This is a genomic window from Kaistia algarum, from assembly GCF_026343945.1.
Taxonomy (GTDB): Bacteria; Pseudomonadota; Alphaproteobacteria; order Rhizobiales; family Kaistiaceae; genus Kaistia; species Kaistia algarum.
In genome coordinates, this window is record NZ_JAPKNJ010000001.1 from 1,634,947 (window position 1) to 1,651,556 (window position 16,610).

The following is a 16,610-nucleotide window of genomic DNA, read 5'->3' on the forward strand; positions in this document are numbered from 1 at the left end:
TCGTTCCGGTTGGACAAAACAGGCAAAAAGATCAATCAGATCAATAGCTTGTTTCGCGGGTGTAGTTCAGAGGTAGAACGTCAGCTTCCCAAGCTGAATGTCGTGGGTTCGATTCCCATCGCCCGCTCCAAGTTTTCCGCCGACAAAGTCGTCTTCAGCGCGGCTTGCGTGGGCTGCCGATCGCTTGGGAGGGCGCTCGATGACGGTCCTTGAATTGGACGAGACGCGGGCGGCGGTGATCCATGCGCCGCGCGACCTTCGCATCGAGCGTCGACCGTTGTCGCCCCCTGGCCCCGGTGAGGTCGCGGTCCGGATCGCTGCCGGCGGCATATGCGGATCGGATCTTCATTATTATCTCCATGGCGGCTTCGGCGCCGTCCGCCTGAAGCAGCCCATGGTGCTCGGCCACGAGCTGTCCGGCACAATCGCGGCTCTCGGGCCGGGTGTCGATCATCTCGCCATCGGGCAGAACGTCGCCGTCAACCCCAGCCTTCCCTGCGGTGCCTGTCGCTTGTGTCTCGCCGGCCTGCCGCAGCAATGCCTCGACATGCGCTTCTTCGGCAGCGCCATGCGCATGCCGCATGTGCAGGGCGGCTTTGCCGACGCCATCGTCTGCACCGCCGCCCAGGCCGTGCCGATCCCGGCTTCCGTCTCACTGGAACAGGCTGCCTTCGCCGAGCCGCTCGCCGTCTGCCTGCATGCCGTCACGCGGGCCGGTTCGATCCTCGGCCGCCGCGTCCTCATCACCGGGGCCGGGCCGATCGGGCTGCTCCTCGTCATTGCGGCACGCCGCGCCGGCGCCGCCGAGATCATCGTCACCGACATACGCGACGCGCCGCTCAAAAAAGCTCGCGAGGTCGGCGCCGACCTCGCGTTCAACCTCGTCAAGGAGCCGGAGGCGCTGGCGCCCTATGCGGCGGCGAAGGGCCAGATCGACCTCGCCTTCGAGGCCTCGGGCAGCGGCGCCGCTATCCTCGCCGCGCTTCCCGTACTGCGCCCCCAGGGCGTGCTGGTGCAGATCGGCCAAGGCGGAGACGTGAACCTGCCGATCTCGGGCCTCGTCGGCAAGGAGATCGAGCTGCGCGGCTCGTTCCGCTTCCATCCGGAATTCGAAACGGCCGTGCGCTTCATCGCCGAAGGTCTCGTCGACGTGAAGCCCCTGCTCTCCGCCGTCCTGCCACTGGAACGTGCCGTCGAAGCCTTCGACCTCGCGGCTGACAAGGACCGCTCGGTCAAGGTGCAGCTTTCGTTCGCTTGATCGTCGGGACTCGGCCATTACCGCTCGGCATCTCGTCCGATGCGTCGTGGCGGCTAAAGGTCTACATTTGTCCTCAAGGTCGGAAACAGACCCCTGGAGGAAGCGATGAAGGCCGACAACTACACCGCCTTGCGGGCGGATCGGATCTGGCTGACTGCGGAAAACTGCCGGATCGATGAATTCCGCGCGCTCGTCGAGCGACGAACCGATCCGGGCGACTATCCCTTTGCGAGCGCCATTCTCGAAAACCTGCCGGTCTATGACGCAGCGCCGATCCGCGAGGCGGCGCGCCAGCCACGCGCACGCCGGGAACTGATGGCGGAATGGGTCGAGGCGATGACCACCGGCCCCGGCGCGGTCGTGCTGCGCGGCGCCTTCGACGATCTCGACGTGGTCGACCGCGTCAGCGAGCATTTCCGCGCCATGATCGCCGAGGAGAAGGCAGCCGGCACGGGCGGCGGCGACCATTTCGCCAAGCCCGGCGCCAATGACCGCGTCTGGAACGCGCTCGAAAAGCTCTGCCTCCGCGATCCGGAGACCTTCGCGGCCTATTATGGCAACGAGATCCTCGCCCTTGTCTGCGAGGCTTGGCTGGGGCCCGGCTATCAAGTGACGTCGCAGGTCAACAGCGTCAATCCGGGCGGCGCGGCGCAATCGGCGCATCGCGACTATCATCTCGGCTTCCAGACGGCGGCCGAGATCGAGCATTATCCCGTCCATGTGCACCGCCTCTCGCCGATGCTCACTTTGCAGGGGGCGGTCGCCCATTGCGACATGCCGACCGAGACCGGGCCGACGCTCTATCTGCCCTATTCGCAGGCCTATCTACCCGGCTATCTCGCGACCGGGCTGCCGGAATTCAAAGCCTATTTCGCGGCGAACCACGTCCAGCTTCCCTTGAAGAAGGGCGACGCCGCCTTCTTCAATCCGGCCCTCTTCCACGCCGCCGGCCAGAACCGGACCCGCGATGTGCGCCGCATGGCCAATCTGCTGCAGGTTTCCTCCGCCTATGGCCGGGCGATGGAAAGCGTCGATCGTGCGCGCCTTTGCAATGCGCTCTACCCGGCGCTCGCGCAGATGCTGGACGAGGGGCGGATCGACCGCGGGGCGGCCAGCCGGGCCATTGCCGCCGCGGCGGAGGGCTATTCGTTCCCAACCAATCTCGATCGCGATCCGCCGGTCGGCGGCCTGGCGCCCGAGACGCAGCAGGCGCTCTTCCTGCGGGCGCTGTCGGAGGGCTGGGATCCGCACGCCTTCGATGCGGCATTGGAGGCGCAGGCGCTGGGCAAGCTCGCCTGAAGCGGGGCTGCGCTCCCAAAAGCGTGATCGACCGGAGGTTGACGGCTCTCGGGCTTTGCCGGCCTATTTCGTCGTCTCAGAACCGAGACGCAGAGTCCGACGCGTCGCTGACGGTGCTCTCTGACCAAACGCCGTCATATTGCAGAACCCCCTGCCTGCGCGTCGCCGGGTCCGCCGCAAGGCGCGGCCGAGGAATGCGGAAGGCCCGCTCCGGCGGGTCTTCCGATCGTTCCGCCTACGGCACAGGCTCCGGCAGTGCTTCCCACTCGAGCGCATCGACGTCCTCGATCGGGTCGTCCTCGCCCCCGATCATCAGGACCAGCCGCAACCCGTCGGTCATGTAGGGATCGTCGGTGAGGTTGACGCGCGGCGCGTCGGCGCTGGAAAGGCCTACGCCCTTCGCGTAGCCGAAATGCTCGACGGCTCCGGAAAGCAAGACGTCCTGCAGCAGGTAGTCGCGGTCGAAATCGACCGAGGGGCTGATCTTGTGCGTGGTCAGGTACCAGGACTTGGTCGTCAGTTCGACGCCGATGTCGCGGCTGATCTGGCCGAGCCAGACATCCTTGCCCTCGTAGCGCAGCGGGGTCAGCCAGAAGCGCATATGGTTGCGCTCGTCGATGGTCGAGCGTGCCTTTTGCAGCGCGAGGTCCTGCGCCCGTCCGAGGGCATAGAGCGGGCTGACGGGCGAGGTTTCGTATTGCGAACCGATCAGGAAGGATTTCGCCGTGTCGATGGCGCTGTGAAGATCCAGCGGCTCCGTCAGCCGCCAGCCACGGCTCGTGAAGGCGAAGATCGCGGGGAGGTCTCCCACCACGACGAGGTTGAGCGGGTCGCCCTTCTTCGTGCCATCGGCATTGGTGGTGCAGCAGGGCAGCGCCTCGATGGCGGCCCGCAGGCCGGCCAAGTCGACATTCCGGATCTCGCCCGGCTTGTAGATCGTGGCGAAATCGACCTTCTCGCCGAGATAGGCCGGTCCCGAGACCGGAACGATGAAGCGGAACTCGATCTCGTCGCCGCCCTTCAGCATGCCGAAAGTCAGAAATTTGAGGCCCGTCTCCAGATGAGTGAAAACGAAGCCCGAGACGGTCGCATGGGCGGGAATCGAGAGCGGCATGGCGAAGCGCGTCATGGCCTTGGCCGCCTCGACGCCCGTCTTCGGATCCAGCGGGTCGCGGAAGCGCCAGGCGACCTCAAGTGGGGCGAAATAGGTTTCGTCGGTGGTGATGGGCATGTACCAGAGCGGCGCGTCGCCATCGTTCTGGATCTCGACGAAAACCGGCTGCACGCCTTTCTCGATCACGGGCACGCCGAAGATCGCCTGGATCTCTTTCGCGTCCGGAACGGCCGTGCGAACCGTCACCTCGCCCTGGACGGCCTGCCGAACCTCGCCAAGCAGGGACCGATCGAAGGCGGGTGATGCGGCGGAAGCCGCGCCGATGGAGATCACCATCAGACCGGCTGCTGCGATCCATCCCCTGAGCCCACGCGGCATCGCGATCATGCGAACTCTCCTTTTGCCGGCGAAGCGGCGCTGTTTCGAGGAGGAAGCCGTGCTGCCCGGCTGCCGTCAACTGCCATCTGGCGGCAACCGGCAACCGAATGCCGCGTTATAAGAGCAAGCGCCGACGATTGCCGGCTGGACAGGAGGAGATGAGCGATGAGCGACCCGAAGCGGAAGGAAGGCAAGGATCTGCCGGAGACACCCGAGGTGGACCACCGCGCCAATGAGACCTTCCTCGATACCCTGTTCGACACGGATGGACGGCCGAATAGCGAGGCGGAAAGCGTCGTCGAGATCGAGGGCCTCGACGAGGACGACCGCTGACCGATCACGCGAGCGCCGGACGTGGACGGCGCGGACGTCCGAGGCGACGCTGCAGGAAGAGCAGCAGGAGTCCGGCGACCGGCACGCCGATATCCGTCCAGAAGATTACCCCGGCATTGCCGGGCGCGAAATTCCCTGCCGCCACCATCTGGTAAACATGCCCGCCGGCCGCGCCGAGCAGGAAGACCGCCGGACCAACAATGGCCGCGAGCCTTAAGTCGAAAGAACGGCGAAAGGCGAGGAAGCCGACCAGCGAGAAGCCGAGACTGGCGAAGCCGACTTCGGCCTGGAACGGGCTGTCGGCCCAGCCGATGAAGCGGGCCGACATCACGCCGAAGACGGTGTGCATGACGAAATTGTAGAGGAAGCTGGCACCGATCGAGAAGAACAGGAACCAGCGCAGCAGGGCCTCGACGACGAAGGCGGCTGAGAATCGGCGCCAGCCGAAGAGCAATTGGACAATCGCCGCGGCGAGGCCGAGGGCCAGGAAGGTCAGCGTGAAATTCGAAAGCGCGAACCGGATAAGCTCCGACATGGCCAACCGCCTTCTTCTGCAACCCATGAAGGATAGCAGCGACGGCAGGCGCGCGCGACCGGCGGAAGACTACCGTATCAGGATGGCGCGGAAGTCGTTGACATTGGTCAGCGTCGGCCCCGTCACGATCAGCCGGTCAAGCGCCGAAAAGAAGCCATAGCCGTCATTGTCGGCGAGGCGGGCTGCCGGATCGAGTCCGGCCGCGCGCGCGAGGGAGAGGACGTCATCGCTGAACCAGGCGCCGGCATTGTCCTCCGAGCCATCGATGCCGTCCGTGTCGCAGGCGAGCGCTGAAATGCCCTTGCGTCCGCCCAGCGCCAACGCCAGCGCCAGCAGGAATTCCGCGTTTCGGCCACCCCTGCCCTTGCCGCGGACCGTCACGGTCGTCTCGCCGCCGGAAAGGATTACGGCCGGCCTTGCCACCGGCTCGTCATGATCGACGGCATAGAGCGCCATCGCCGAGAGCACGCGCGCCACCTCGCGCGCCTCGCCCTCGATCGCATCGCCGAGCACCAGTGGGTGCAGGCCGAGTTCGCGCGCCTTCGCGCTGGCGGCATCCAGCGCCATCTTCGGCGTTGCCAGCATGACAGCGGTGCCGCCTTCGGTCTTCGCCACGACATTGGCGCGGATCGCCGCTTCGATGCGCGGCTCGATGGCAATGCCGTATTCGGCGAGGATGGCGAGCGAGGCTTCCGGATCGGAGATGTCGGGAATGGTCGGGCCGGAGCCGATCGCGCCGGGATCATCGCCCGGCACGTCGGATATGAGATAGGTGATCTGCCGCGCCGGAGCGGCCGCGGCGGCGAGGCGGCCGCCCTTGATCGCCGAAAGCGATTTGCGCACCCGGTTCATGGCGCCGATCGGGGCCCCGCTCTTCAGCAGCGCGCGGTTCATGACCTGCTTGTCGGCGAGCGTCAGGCCCGGCGCCGGCAGCGACAAGAGCGCCGAGGCACCACCGGACATCAGGAAGACGACCAGATCGTCGGGGCCGGCGCCCTGTGCCAATTCCAGGATCCGCTCCGCTGCGCGCATCCCGGCGGCGTCGGGAACCGGATGCGCCGCCTCGACCACTTCGACCGCCCGCGTCGGCATGCCATGGCCATAACGCGTCACCACCAGCCCCTCGATCGGGCCATGGCCGGCGTCGCTCCACGCCGTCTCGAAGGTCGCCGCCATGCGGGCTGCGCCCTTGCCCGCACCCAGCACGATCGTGCGGCCTTTGGGAGGATCAGGCAGCCGGCCCTCGTAGCGCCCATCGGGCAGCGCCGCGGCGAGAGCGGTCTCGAACAGGGCGGAGAGTATCTCCTTGTCGGAGGCGGCCGGCATGGACATCGGGCTTCTTTCCGGTATTGAGTATCGGCAGCTAGTCGCGAACGCCCAGGACATAGTCCTGCTGCTGGTCGATAAGCGCTCCGGTCATCGGGATCGAAGCATCGCTCGCGAGGAATATCGCGAGGCGCGCGACATCCTCGGGCTTGATCATCCGCCCCCAGGGCATTCCCGCCTCGGCCTTGGCGAGCCATTCCTCGCCGTGACCCAGCTTGTTGGCCTGCATGTCGCGCTCGCCGGGCGTGTCAGCCCAGCCGAGCAGGATGCCATTGGCGCGGATGCGGTCGAAGCGATGGGTGAAGGCGGCGTTCTTGGTCAGGATCGCGAGCGCCGCCTTGCTGGCGGCGTAGACGGCGAGATCCGGCGTGCCGCCATGAACGTTGACGGAGAGGATATTGACGATGGCGCCGGGCGCCTTGCGTTCGCGCAGGTGGCGGATGAGTTCCTGCATCAGCAACATCGGTGCGCGCGTATTGACGGCGAACATGCGGTCGAAGAAATCCGGATCGGCATCGGCAACCGAGCCGCGATCGGTGAGCGCCGCGGCATTGATCACGACGTCGACACGGCCAAAGCGGTCCAACGTCGCCTGGAAGATCGCGGCGGGCGCCTCTGAATCCTCCAGCGCCGCCTCGACGAAGCCAGCCTCGGCGCCGAGTTCCTCCAATTCGGCGGCGACATCGGCGCCGCGACGGGCGTTGCGCCCGCTCACCATCACGCCGTCGGCACCCGACCGGGCCGCCTCCAGCGCGATGGCCTCGCCGACGCCTTGCGTGGCTCCGGTTATCAGCAGAATCTTGCCGTCGACGCCGACATCCATGTTAATCCCTCCCCGCTCTTTCGCTCGCCTGCTATCAGCATGAAAGGGCAATGTCGGCAATAGCAAGCCGGTTGCCAGGATGAAAGGCCGGATGGAAGCGGGAGGACCGCATGCCGGGCAAAGATGCCGCTGAAGCTCTGGCCGCGGAGAGGCTTGCCGATGCACGTCTCGGACAGCGAATGGTCGAGGTGCTGCCTTTCGAACTGCGGCCATCCGAACTGACGAGTGCCTATCGCATTCAGGATCGTGTCCATGAGCGGCTCGCCACGACGCATTTCAGACGGCGGATCGGCTGGAAGATCGGCTGCACTACGCCGGTGATGCAGACCTATCTTGGCATCCCGTCGCCCTGTGCGGCCGGGCTGTTCGCCGGCACGCGGCATGCGAGCGGCGTCCATCTGCAACCGTCCGATTTCCGCCGCGTCGGCATCGAGTGCGAGATCGGCGTGCGCTTCGGCGAGGACGTCTCGCCCGAAGCCGCTTCGGACCCCGCACGGATCGCCGCCTCGATCCGCGAAGTCTTCGCCGCGATCGAGATCGTCGATGACCGCTATGCCGATTGGCGCAACACGGACACGCCGACCCTGGTGGCCGACGATTTCTTCGCCGCCGGCTGCGTGCTCGGCCATGCCGTGCCCGCGGGAACGATCGGAGACTTGGCCGGGCTTGCCGGCGCTACCTTCGTCAACGGCGCCGAAGTGGGGCGCGGCATTGGCGCCGATGTGCTCGGCCATCCGCTGAACGCGCTCGCTTTCCTCGCCGGCAATCTGGCCGAGCGCGGGATCGACCTTCGGGCCGGAGACATCGTGCTGACGGGGAGCCTGGTCGAAACGCGCTGGCTCAATCCGGGCGATGATGCGAGGATCGAAATCGGCGGCCTCGGCTCGGTGCAAATCTTGCTCGGCGAGGCGCCTGCCCCATAGACCCGGCGTCGGCTCCGCGGGGTTGTGCTCCGTTGACGATCCCGCGGTGAACGCGCTATTGGTCGTATCATTCCGCTCGGACCGGCTGGAGGAGCCGCTTCCGGGAGGCTCTCCATGTGAAAGGAGGGTGGCGGCTCGGCAGTCCGCACCACGTTCAATCCGAGACAAGACACACCCGCGAAAAGTCCGACGATTGGCATTCGGTGCCGCGTCGCGACCGCACATAATCGACGCTCTGGGAGGAGTGAACATGAAACGTTTTGCATCGATCGCCATGACGGCGGCCCTGGTCGCGGGCTTCGCAACCGGCGCCCACGCGGAAGACAAGAAGCAGCTGGCCTTCGTGGTCAACATCGCCGCCGACTTCTGGAAGGCCGCCGAGGCCGGCATGAAGAAGGCCCAGGGTGAGCTTCCGGACTACGATCTCGTCTTCAAATATCCGGACCAGTCGACCGTCGCCATCCAGAACCAGATCATGGACGATCTGGTCACGGCCGGCGTGAGCGCGATCATGGTCTCGGCCATCGATCCGAACGCGACCGACAATCTCAACAAGATCGCCGGCCAGACTGCGCTGTTCACGACCGACTCCGACGCGCCGCAAAGCAAGCGCATCGCCTATATCGGCTCGTCCAACGTCTCGCTCGGCCAGCAGGCCGGTGAGATCGCCAAGGCGGCGATGCCGAATGGCGGCAAGTGCATGGGCTTCGTCGGCCATCTTGACGCCGCGAACTACAAGGAGCGCGCGCAGGGCTTCAACGAGGGCGTGAAGGGCACGCAGATCACCCTCGTCGACACCCGCTCGGACGGTGGTGACCAGACGGTCGCCAAAAAGAACGTCGAGGACGTCCTCGTCGCCAATCCCGACATCACCTGCATGGTCGGCTTCTACTCCTACAGCACGCCCGCCATCTACCAGGCGCTCAGCAATGCCGACAAGCTCGGCAAGATCACCGTCATCGCGTTCGATGACGATCCGATCACGCTGGGCGGCGTGAAGGAAGGCTCCGTTGCCGGCACGGTCGTACAGCAGCCGTTCCAGTGGGCCTATCAGGGCTTCAAGCTGATGGCCGCCTACCTCAAGGGCGACAAGTCGGGCATCCCGGCCGACGGCGTGATCATCGTTCCCGGCCAGATCCTGCATGCCGCCGACATCGACGCCTACGTCGCCAATCTGAAGGCCATGCAAGGCGGCTAAGTCGCCGCAGACACCGGCCGCTCCTGAGCGCGGCCGGATGTCCCGCCGAGCCCGGCGCCCGGCCGCGACCCTCTCGCGGCCGGCGCCTTTCGCATCCGGGATCGAGCCTTCATGACCCATGTTGCCGCCACCGCCGCGCAGGATCTGCGCCAGCCCTTCCTGTCGCTCGCCGGCATTCGCAAGGCCTATCCGGGCGTCGTCGCGCTCTCCGACTTCTCGATGACGGTCAGCCCGGGCGAGGTGATCGGCCTTGTCGGGGAAAACGGCGCCGGCAAGTCGACGCTGATGAAAATTCTCGGCGGCGTCGCGGCGCCCGACGCCGGCACGATCACGATCGACGGCGTCGAGCGGAGTTCGTTCACCGTCGCGGAGAGCATGAAGGCGGGGATCGCCTTCGTGCATCAGGAACTCAACCTGTTCGACAATCTCGACGTTGCCGCCAACATCTTCGTGGGCCGCGAGCCGCGGCGGGGCGGTTTTCTCAATCTCGTCGACAACGACCGGATGCACGCCATGGCGGAGCCTTTGCTTCGCCGGCTCGGCGCCGGCTTCGGGCCGTCGACGCCGCTGGCCGACCTGTCGCTAGCACGGCGCCAGATGGTGGAGATCGCCAAGGCGCTGTCGATGAATGCGCGTCTGGTCATCCTCGACGAGCCGACATCGAGCCTGCCGATGTCCGAGACCGAGAAGCTGCTCGAGACCATCGAGGCGCTCCGCAGCGAGGGCATCGCCGTCATCTTCATCTCCCACCGGCTGCACGAGATCGAGCGCGCCGTGGGACGGGTCGTCGTCCTGCGCGATGGAGTGCTCGCCGGCAATCTCGATCGCAGCGAGATCACGCATGACCGCATGGTGAAGATGATGATCGGCCGCGATCTGAAGGTGCAGATCGGGACGCATGAGGCGAAGGCAGGGCCGGTCGTCCTGGCGGCCAAGGGCGTTCGGACCACGGCCTATCCGCATCACGAGCTCGACATATCGCTTAGGAGCGGCGAGATCCTCGGCCTCGCCGGCCTCGTCGGCGCCGGTCGCACGGAACTGGCGCAGGTGCTCTTCGGCATTGATGCGCCGCTCGGCGGCTCGATCACCCTGAACGGCGCGGAAGCGCGAATCCACTCGGCAACGGAAGCCATCAAGAAGGGCATCTTCCTGGTCCCGGAGGACCGCAAGGCCGCCGGCGTGCTGCTCGACCTGCCGATCGCCGAGAACATCACGCTGCCCAACTTAGGCGCGCATTCGAGGAGCCTTCTGGTGTCGCGCCGCAAAGAGGTCGCCACGGCCGAGCGGGAGCGGCGCAGCCTCGGGATCCGCACGCCGTCGGTGATGACGCGGACCGGTTCGCTGTCGGGCGGCAACCAGCAGAAGGTCGTGCTCGCCAAATGGCTGGCCATGGACCCGAAGGTCATGATCTTCGATGAACCGACCCGCGGCATCGACATCGGCGCCAAATCGGAAATCTATCGGCTGATGCGGGGCCTCGCCGACAAGGGCGTTGCTGTCCTGATGATCTCCAGCGACATGGAGGAAGTCATCGGGGTGTCCGACCGCATCGCCGTCATGCATGAAGGCATGATCTCCGGCACGCTGGATAAGAAAGATTTCAGTCAGGAGAACATCCTGTTGCTGGCAGTGGGAAGATCGATCGACGGCGCGTCGGCAAACATGCAGGGAAGAATGGAATGACGAAGAAGGATCTGGGGCTTCTCATCCTGATCTTGGTGGTCGGCGCCGTCGTCGCCGCGATCAATCCACGCTTCCTGCTACCCATCAATCTTGCCAATACAGCCAACCTCGTCGGCATGTTCGGCATATCGGCGCTCGGCCAGGCCTTCGTCATCATGACCGGCGGCATCGAGCTCTCGGTCGGCTCCGTCATCGCCCTGACCGGCGTCCTGTTCGTCGATCTGGTCGCCAACCAGGGCGTGCCCTGGCCGATCGCCGCCGCCATCGTCCTGATCATGGGCGTGGTCATCGGCCTCGTGCACGGACTACTGATCACCAAGCTCCGCCTGCAGCCCTTCGTGGTCACGCTGTGCGGCCTTTTGATCTATCGCGGCCTCGCGCGCTTCTACACCAAGGACTCGACGGCCGGTTTCGGCTTCGGCCAGAAATTCCCGGAGCTCGAATTCCTCACGGCCGGCCGCAGCTTCGGCGTGCCCAACTCCTTCATCGCCTTGATCATCATCGCCATCATCATGTGGGTGGTGCTGCACCGGTCGATCTTCGGGCGCCATCTCTATGCGGTCGGCAAAAACGAAGAGGCGGCGCGCTATTCCGGCATCCGCACCGGCCTCGTCATCATCGCCGCCTATGTGATCTGCCAGGTGCTCACCGTGGTGTCCGCGATCTATTTCGCGATGTACACGCGTTCCATCGCCCCGTCCGCCCATGGCAATTTCTATGAGCTCTATGCCATTGCCGCGGCGGTGCTCGGCGGCTTCTCGCTGCGCGGCGGCGAGGGCTCGATCATCGGCGCGCTGCTGGGCGTCGTGCTGCTGCAGGAGTTGCAGAACCTCGTCAACCTGCTCGGCATCCCGAGTTCGCTCAATTTTGCGGTGATGGGCACGGTGATCCTGATCGGCGTCATTGCCGACCAGCAACTGGCGCGATTCCGCGCCGCCAGAGCCAATTCGCGAAAGGAAAGCACCCGGCTGAGCGCCGCTCCAGGAGAGTAGCGGCGGCCATCGGCCTGTCGGTGGCCGTGCCGCTTCAGCGGAAGTGCTTGGAGAGCTTCAGGCCCTGCGCCTGGTAGTTGGAGCCGCGATCGGCGCCATAGAGCAGCGCCGGGCGCTTCGACATGCGCTCATAGACGAGGCGGCCGACCGTCTGGCCATGCTCGAGGATGAACGGGACCTCGTGGCTCCTGACTTCGAGCACGGCGCGGCTACCGGTTCCGCCGGCGGCGTCATGGCCGAAGCCCGGATCGAAGAAGCCGGCATAATGGACGCGGAACTCGCCGACCAGCGGGTCGAAGGCGACCATCTCCGCCGCATAGTCCGGCGGGACATGCACGGCCTCGCGCGAGACGAGGATGTAGAACTGGTCGGGATCGAGGATGATCTCGGCCTTGCCGCGCGGTCGGATCGGCTCCCAATAATCGAGCACATCGCAGGCGGCGCGCTTGTCGACATCGACGACGCCGGTATGGCGCTTGGCGCGATAGCCGATGATGTCACCGGCACCTTCGAGATCAATCGAGACGAGCAGCCCGTTGGAGATCGACGGCGCGCCGTCGACCAGCGGCTCGCGCTCGTGCAGCTCCACCAATTCAACGTCGGTGAGACGGGAGTCGCCTCGGCGAAAGCGGATCTGGGATAGGCGCGAGCCCGTGCGCACGACGATCGGGAAGGTACGCGGGCTGACTTCCAGATAGAGCGGCCCGGAATAGCCCGGCGGCACCGTGTCAAAAGCCTGGGCGTTGTCGGCGATGACGCGGGTGAAGATATCGAGCCGGCCGGTCGAAGATTTCGGATTGGTCGAGGCCTCGATATCGGCTGGCAGCGCCAGGCTTTCCAGCAGCGGGACGATATAGACGCAGCCGGTCTCCAGCACGGCGCCGGGCTGCAGGTCGATCTCGTGCAGCTTCAACTGGTCGATGCGCTCGCGGACGGTGAGCGCCTTGCCCGGCAGGAAGCTGGCGCGGACCCGGTAGGCAACGAGGCCGAGGCGAAGATCGAGACTGGCCGGCTGGATCTGGTCGGCATCGAGCGCCCGCGGCGCGCGGATATAGCCAAAGCCGAACGCCTCGCGGATCTCGTCGTCGGAGAGAATTCCGGTTTGAATGTCGCTCGGCACGTGGGCCCCCATATCGGTCGCCCTTCCTATCCGAACTCCCGATTGACGCCAAGGCGCAACGGGCCTATCAAAATCCAGTTCGTGGTCCATTTGAGCCGACCGGCTTGCCGCCACGTTAAACAAGGTTGCTAAAAGGTCGGTTGCGGTATCCTCCGTTCCCGATCGTTTGGCCCGGCCTGTTGGTCGGGTTTTTCATGTCCGGGATTTTCGAGATGACCGAAGACACATCGCCGCGCCGCCGTCGCCCCGCCACCGAACTCGTCCATGGTGGTTCGCTCCGCTCCCAGTTCGGCGAGATGTCGGAAGCGATGTTCCTGACGCAGGGCTTCGCCTATGACGACGCCGAAGCCGCCGAGGCGCGCTTCAAGGGCGAGGCGCCCGGCTTCATCTATTCGCGCTTTTCGAACCCGACCGTCTTCATGTTCGAGGAACGCATGCGCCTGCTCGAAGGCGCCGCCGCCGCGCGTGCGACCGCCAGCGGCATGGCCGCCGTCACCGCCTCGCTGGTCTCGATGCTGAAGGCCGGCGACCATGTCGTCGCGGCAAAGGCGCTGTTCTCCTCCTGTCTCTACGTCGTCGACGAATTGCTGCCGCGCTTCGGCGTTGCCTCGACGCTGGTCGAAGGCACGGATCTCAATCAGTGGCGCGAGGCGGTCCGGCCGAACACCAAGGCGTTCTTCCTCGAAAGTCCGACCAACCCGACGCTCGAAGTGATCGACATCGCCGAGGTTGCGAAGATCGCGCACGAGGCCGGCGCGCGGCTGGTGGTCGATAATGTCTTCGCGACGCCGATCTGGCAGTCGCCGATCGAGCTCGGCGCCGATGTCGTGGTCTATTCGGCGACCAAGCATATTGACGGCCAGGGCCGCGTGCTCGGCGGCATCATCCTCTCGGCGGACGAGGCCTATGTCACCGACCACCTCCACAATTTCCTGCGCCAGACCGGGCCGAGCCTCTCGCCCTTCAATGCCTGGGTGCTGTTGAAGGGTCTCGAAACGCTGGACATTCGCGTCAAGCGCCAGACCGAAACGGCGGCGAAGCTTGCCGATTTGATTGCCGCGCATCCCAAGGTCTCGAGGCTGATCTATCCCGGCCGCGCCGACCATCCGCAGGCGGCCGTCGTCGCCAAGCAGATGAAGGGCGGCTCGACACTGATTGCGCTGGAAATCGACGGCGGCAAGGAGGCCGCCTTCCGCGTCGCCAACGCCCTGGAGATCATCAAGATCTCCAACAATCTCGGCGATGCCAAGAGCCTCGTCACGCATCCCTCGACCTCGACGCATCAGCGTCTGTCGGAAGAAGCCCGGCTCAGCTTCGGCATCACGCCGGGCATGCTGCGGCTGTCGATCGGGCTGGAAGATCCGGACGATCTGGCCGAGGATATCGCGGCGGCGCTCGACAAGGCGTGAGGTGGCGCTTCGCTGTGGCCGCCGCGTCATAACAGCGGCATCCCGATCGCGCTAAGAATGGCGCATAGGTTGGGGGATTCGGATCATGCGGCGGCTCGTTGTCTATCGTCTGATGGTTGTTCTGGCAGGCATGCCCGCCACCGCCTTCGCCGCCGATCTCGGCACGGTGAAGCAGCCAGACGGAACCCTGGCAAAGCCGGCCGATACGATTGGCCTCGAGGTCAGCCCGAGTTTCTTCGCATCGACGACCTCGTCCCACGACGCCGGCCATTATGATGACACTTCGGTCAAATTGACGCTGGCGCATCGCTTCGCCGATCCGTTCGAGATCGGAGGCTCGCTGAAGGACGACATCAAGCAGGACGGCAAGCGCCAGTATTATGCGGAGACCAACGCGGCCTATCGGTTCGACTTCGGCCGCTTCTCGCTGACGCCCTCCGCCGCGCTCGGCGTGACATGGAACGATACGGGTTTCGGCTCCAATGGCGACGCGACGGCCGCCTACTACGCCTTCTATCTCGCCGGCGACCTGGCGCTTTCGGACAAGCTGACCTGGACGATGTTCAAGCTGCGCTATCGCGACGCGTTCGACTATGTCTGGGTGACGCCGGAAGTCGCCACCGGCTTGAGCTACAAGCTCACCCATGTCGATCAAATCTACGGAACGGCGAGCTATAGCTGGAAAGGCACGGGTGACGGCCTGCATCCCGACACCTACTCCGTAGCGTTCGGCGTCCAGCACGGCTTCTGAGGGCGATTGATCCGCATCAAGGAGATTCAAGCCGCCGATGCGGTAAATTGCGCCATGGTGGGCGAGCGGCAGGCGTGGTTAGTGACGCGAAGTTGAATGCTGCATCGCCTGACAGCGATTGGACAGGCTCGTCGTCCTTCGCTAGTTTGCAATGGTTCCAGTGAGCAGGCCGACTTCATGGACTATCAGTCGTTCTTCATCGACGCGATCGAAGCTCTCCACAGTGAGAAGCGCTACCGCGTCTTCGCCGATCTCGAACGGATCGTCGGCCGCTTCCCGCATGCGATCTGGCGCTCCGAGCGCGGCGCGCGCGAAATCACGGTCTGGTGCTCCAACGATTATCTTGGGATGGGCCAGCATCCGAAGGTGATCGACGCCATGGTCGGCGCCGCGAGCGGCATGGGCGCCGGCGCCGGCGGAACGCGCAACATCTCCGGCAACAACCATCCTCTGGTCGAGCTTGAGCAGGAGCTGGCCGATCTGCATGGCAAGGAAGCCGGTCTCGTCTTCACCTCCGGCTTCGTCTCGAACGAGGCGTCGATTTCGACACTCGCCCGGCTGCTGCCCGATTGCGTCATCTTCTCCGACGAGTTGAACCATGCCTCGATGATCGAGGGCGTCCGGCGTTCCGGCGCGCACAAGAAGATCTTCCGCCACAACGACCTGGCCCATCTCGAAGAGCTGCTGCGCGAGACAGGGCCTGGCCGCGCCAAGCTGATCGTGTTCGAGAGCGTCTATTCGATGGACGGTGATGTCGCTCCGATCGCCGGGATCTGCGATTTGGCCGAGCAATATGGCGCGATGACCTATATCGATGAGGTCCACGCGGTCGGCATGTATGGGCCGCGCGGCGCCGGCATCGCCGAGCGCGACGGCGTCATGCACCGGATCGACGTGATAGAGGGGACGCTCGCCAAGGCGTTCGGCGCGCTGGGCGGTTATATCACCGCCTCCAAGGCCGTCGTCGACGCGGTGCGCTCCTATGCGCCGGGCTTCATCTTCACGACGGCACTGCCGCCAGCGATCGCCGCGGCCGCCACAGCCTCGATTCGGCATCTGAAGGCCTCGCAGGTCGAGCGTGACCTGCAGCATCATTATGCCCAGCGGACGAAATCGGTCCTGATCCATGCCGGCCTGCCGGTCATGCCGTCCGAGACCCATATCGTCCCGCTCTTCGTCGGCAATCCAGACCTTTGCAAGAAGGCCTCGGACATGCTGCTCGACGAACACGGCATCTATATCCAGCCGATCAACTACCCGACCGTGCCGCGCGGCACGGAGCGGCTTAGAATCACGCCGACGCCCTGCCATGACGAGGCCCTGATCGGCCACTTACGCGATTCGCTGGTCGATGTATGGCACCGCCTCTGGCTGCCGCTCGGCCGCACGGCCCCGTTCTCGGCCGTCCCGTCGGCCATGGAAGGCGTCGAGCGCCTCGCCGTATCGACTGCCGGCGGCTGATCTTCGA

Annotated in this window: 15 protein-coding genes, 1 tRNA gene and 1 riboswitch; of the genes, 11 read left to right on the forward strand and 5 right to left on the reverse strand. The window is 65.4% G+C overall.

Annotated elements, in window-relative coordinates; all coding sequences use genetic code 11:
• Nucleotides 1–55: 55 nt before the first annotated feature.
• The 3 genes from OSH05_RS07990 (at nucleotide 56) to OSH05_RS08000 (ending at nucleotide 2,557) form a co-directional block, all read left to right on the forward strand.
• A tRNA-Gly gene (locus OSH05_RS07990) sits at nucleotides 56–130 on the forward strand.
• A 69-nt stretch (nucleotides 131–199) separates the two neighbouring features.
• Complete coding sequence (locus tag OSH05_RS07995) at nucleotides 200–1,258, forward strand: L-idonate 5-dehydrogenase (RefSeq protein ID WP_104221384.1); 1,059 nt, start codon at nucleotides 200–202, stop codon at nucleotides 1,256–1,258.
• Between the two features lie 105 nt (nucleotides 1,259–1,363).
• The gene (locus OSH05_RS08000; protein ID WP_104221383.1) at nucleotides 1,364–2,557 is read left to right on the forward strand and encodes a phytanoyl-CoA dioxygenase family protein; all 1,194 of its coding nucleotides are present in this window, start codon (nucleotides 1,364–1,366) and stop codon (nucleotides 2,555–2,557) included.
• A gap of 235 nt (nucleotides 2,558–2,792) precedes the next feature.
• On the opposite strand, the gene OSH05_RS08005 is transcribed toward OSH05_RS08000, so the two are convergent.
• Nucleotides 2,793–4,058, reverse strand: coding sequence for an LssY C-terminal domain-containing protein (locus OSH05_RS08005; protein ID WP_104221382.1), 1,266 nt, complete (start codon nucleotides 4,056–4,058; stop codon nucleotides 2,793–2,795).
• A 156-nt stretch (nucleotides 4,059–4,214) separates the two neighbouring features.
• Between OSH05_RS08005 and OSH05_RS08010 the strand changes: the two genes are divergently transcribed.
• On the forward strand, nucleotides 4,215–4,382 hold the full coding sequence (locus OSH05_RS08010; RefSeq protein ID WP_165801737.1) for a hypothetical protein: 168 nt from the start codon (nucleotides 4,215–4,217) through the stop codon (nucleotides 4,380–4,382).
• 4 nt (nucleotides 4,383–4,386) lie between these two features.
• Here the strand turns inward: OSH05_RS08010 and OSH05_RS08015 are convergent, their stop codons facing one another.
• The 3 genes from OSH05_RS08015 to OSH05_RS08025 form a co-directional block, all read right to left on the reverse strand.
• Nucleotides 4,387–4,917: a DUF6790 family protein gene (locus OSH05_RS08015; RefSeq protein ID WP_104221381.1), complete on the reverse strand. Its 531-nt coding sequence runs from the start codon at nucleotides 4,915–4,917 to the stop codon at nucleotides 4,387–4,389.
• Between the two features lie 69 nt (nucleotides 4,918–4,986).
• Nucleotides 4,987–6,249 carry a glycerate kinase type-2 family protein gene (locus tag OSH05_RS08020; protein ID WP_407660354.1) on the reverse strand — a complete coding sequence of 421 codons (1,263 nt, stop codon included), beginning with the start codon at nucleotides 6,247–6,249 and terminating at the stop codon, nucleotides 4,987–4,989.
• Between the two features lie 31 nt (nucleotides 6,250–6,280).
• Nucleotides 6,281–7,066 (reverse strand): SDR family oxidoreductase, encoded by a 786-nt coding sequence (locus tag OSH05_RS08025; protein ID WP_104221380.1) that lies wholly within the window; start codon nucleotides 7,064–7,066, stop codon nucleotides 6,281–6,283.
• Between the two features lie 110 nt (nucleotides 7,067–7,176).
• Between OSH05_RS08025 and OSH05_RS08030 the strand changes: the two genes are divergently transcribed.
• The 4 genes from OSH05_RS08030 (at nucleotide 7,177) to OSH05_RS08045 (ending at nucleotide 11,862) form a co-directional block, all read left to right on the forward strand.
• Nucleotides 7,177–7,989, forward strand: coding sequence for a 2-keto-4-pentenoate hydratase (locus tag OSH05_RS08030; RefSeq protein ID WP_104221379.1), 813 nt, complete (start codon nucleotides 7,177–7,179; stop codon nucleotides 7,987–7,989).
• Nucleotides 7,990–8,263: 274 nt separating this feature from the next.
• Nucleotides 8,264–9,187: a sugar-binding protein gene (locus tag OSH05_RS08035; protein WP_407660384.1), complete on the forward strand. Its 924-nt coding sequence runs from the start codon at nucleotides 8,264–8,266 to the stop codon at nucleotides 9,185–9,187.
• A gap of 111 nt (nucleotides 9,188–9,298) precedes the next feature.
• On the forward strand, nucleotides 9,299–10,870 hold the full coding sequence (locus tag OSH05_RS08040) for a sugar ABC transporter ATP-binding protein (RefSeq protein WP_104221377.1): 1,572 nt from the start codon (nucleotides 9,299–9,301) through the stop codon (nucleotides 10,868–10,870).
• Nucleotides 10,867–11,862, forward strand: a complete 996-nt coding sequence (locus OSH05_RS08045) for an ABC transporter permease (protein WP_266352116.1) — start codon at nucleotides 10,867–10,869, stop codon at nucleotides 11,860–11,862. Before OSH05_RS08040 ends, OSH05_RS08045 begins: the two co-directional genes overlap by 4 nt.
• Nucleotides 11,863–11,896: 34 nt before the next feature.
• Here OSH05_RS08045 and OSH05_RS08050 read toward each other — a convergent pair whose 3' ends face one another.
• Entirely contained in the window at nucleotides 11,897–12,970 is a 1,074-nt protein-coding gene (locus OSH05_RS08050; RefSeq protein WP_266352366.1) for a 2'-deoxycytidine 5'-triphosphate deaminase, read from the reverse strand.
• Nucleotides 12,971–13,053: 83 nt separating this feature from the next.
• A riboswitch (SAM riboswitch) is annotated at nucleotides 13,054–13,134 on the forward strand.
• Between the two features lie 60 nt (nucleotides 13,135–13,194).
• On the opposite strand from OSH05_RS08050, the gene OSH05_RS08055 reads away from it, so the two are divergent.
• The 3 genes from OSH05_RS08055 to hemA all read left to right on the forward strand — a co-directional run bounded on the left by OSH05_RS08055 (nucleotide 13,195) and on the right by hemA (nucleotide 16,603).
• Complete coding sequence (locus OSH05_RS08055; RefSeq protein ID WP_104220745.1) at nucleotides 13,195–14,391, forward strand: O-succinylhomoserine sulfhydrylase; 1,197 nt, start codon at nucleotides 13,195–13,197, stop codon at nucleotides 14,389–14,391.
• 85 nt (nucleotides 14,392–14,476) lie between these two features.
• A complete protein-coding gene (locus tag OSH05_RS08060; RefSeq protein WP_104220673.1) occupies nucleotides 14,477–15,142 on the forward strand; it encodes a hypothetical protein in 666 nt (221 codons plus the stop codon).
• A 177-nt stretch (nucleotides 15,143–15,319) separates the two neighbouring features.
• Nucleotides 15,320–16,603: a 5-aminolevulinate synthase gene (hemA, locus tag OSH05_RS08065; RefSeq protein ID WP_104220674.1), complete on the forward strand. Its 1,284-nt coding sequence runs from the start codon at nucleotides 15,320–15,322 to the stop codon at nucleotides 16,601–16,603.
• The last annotated feature ends 7 nt before the right edge of the window (nucleotides 16,604–16,610 follow it).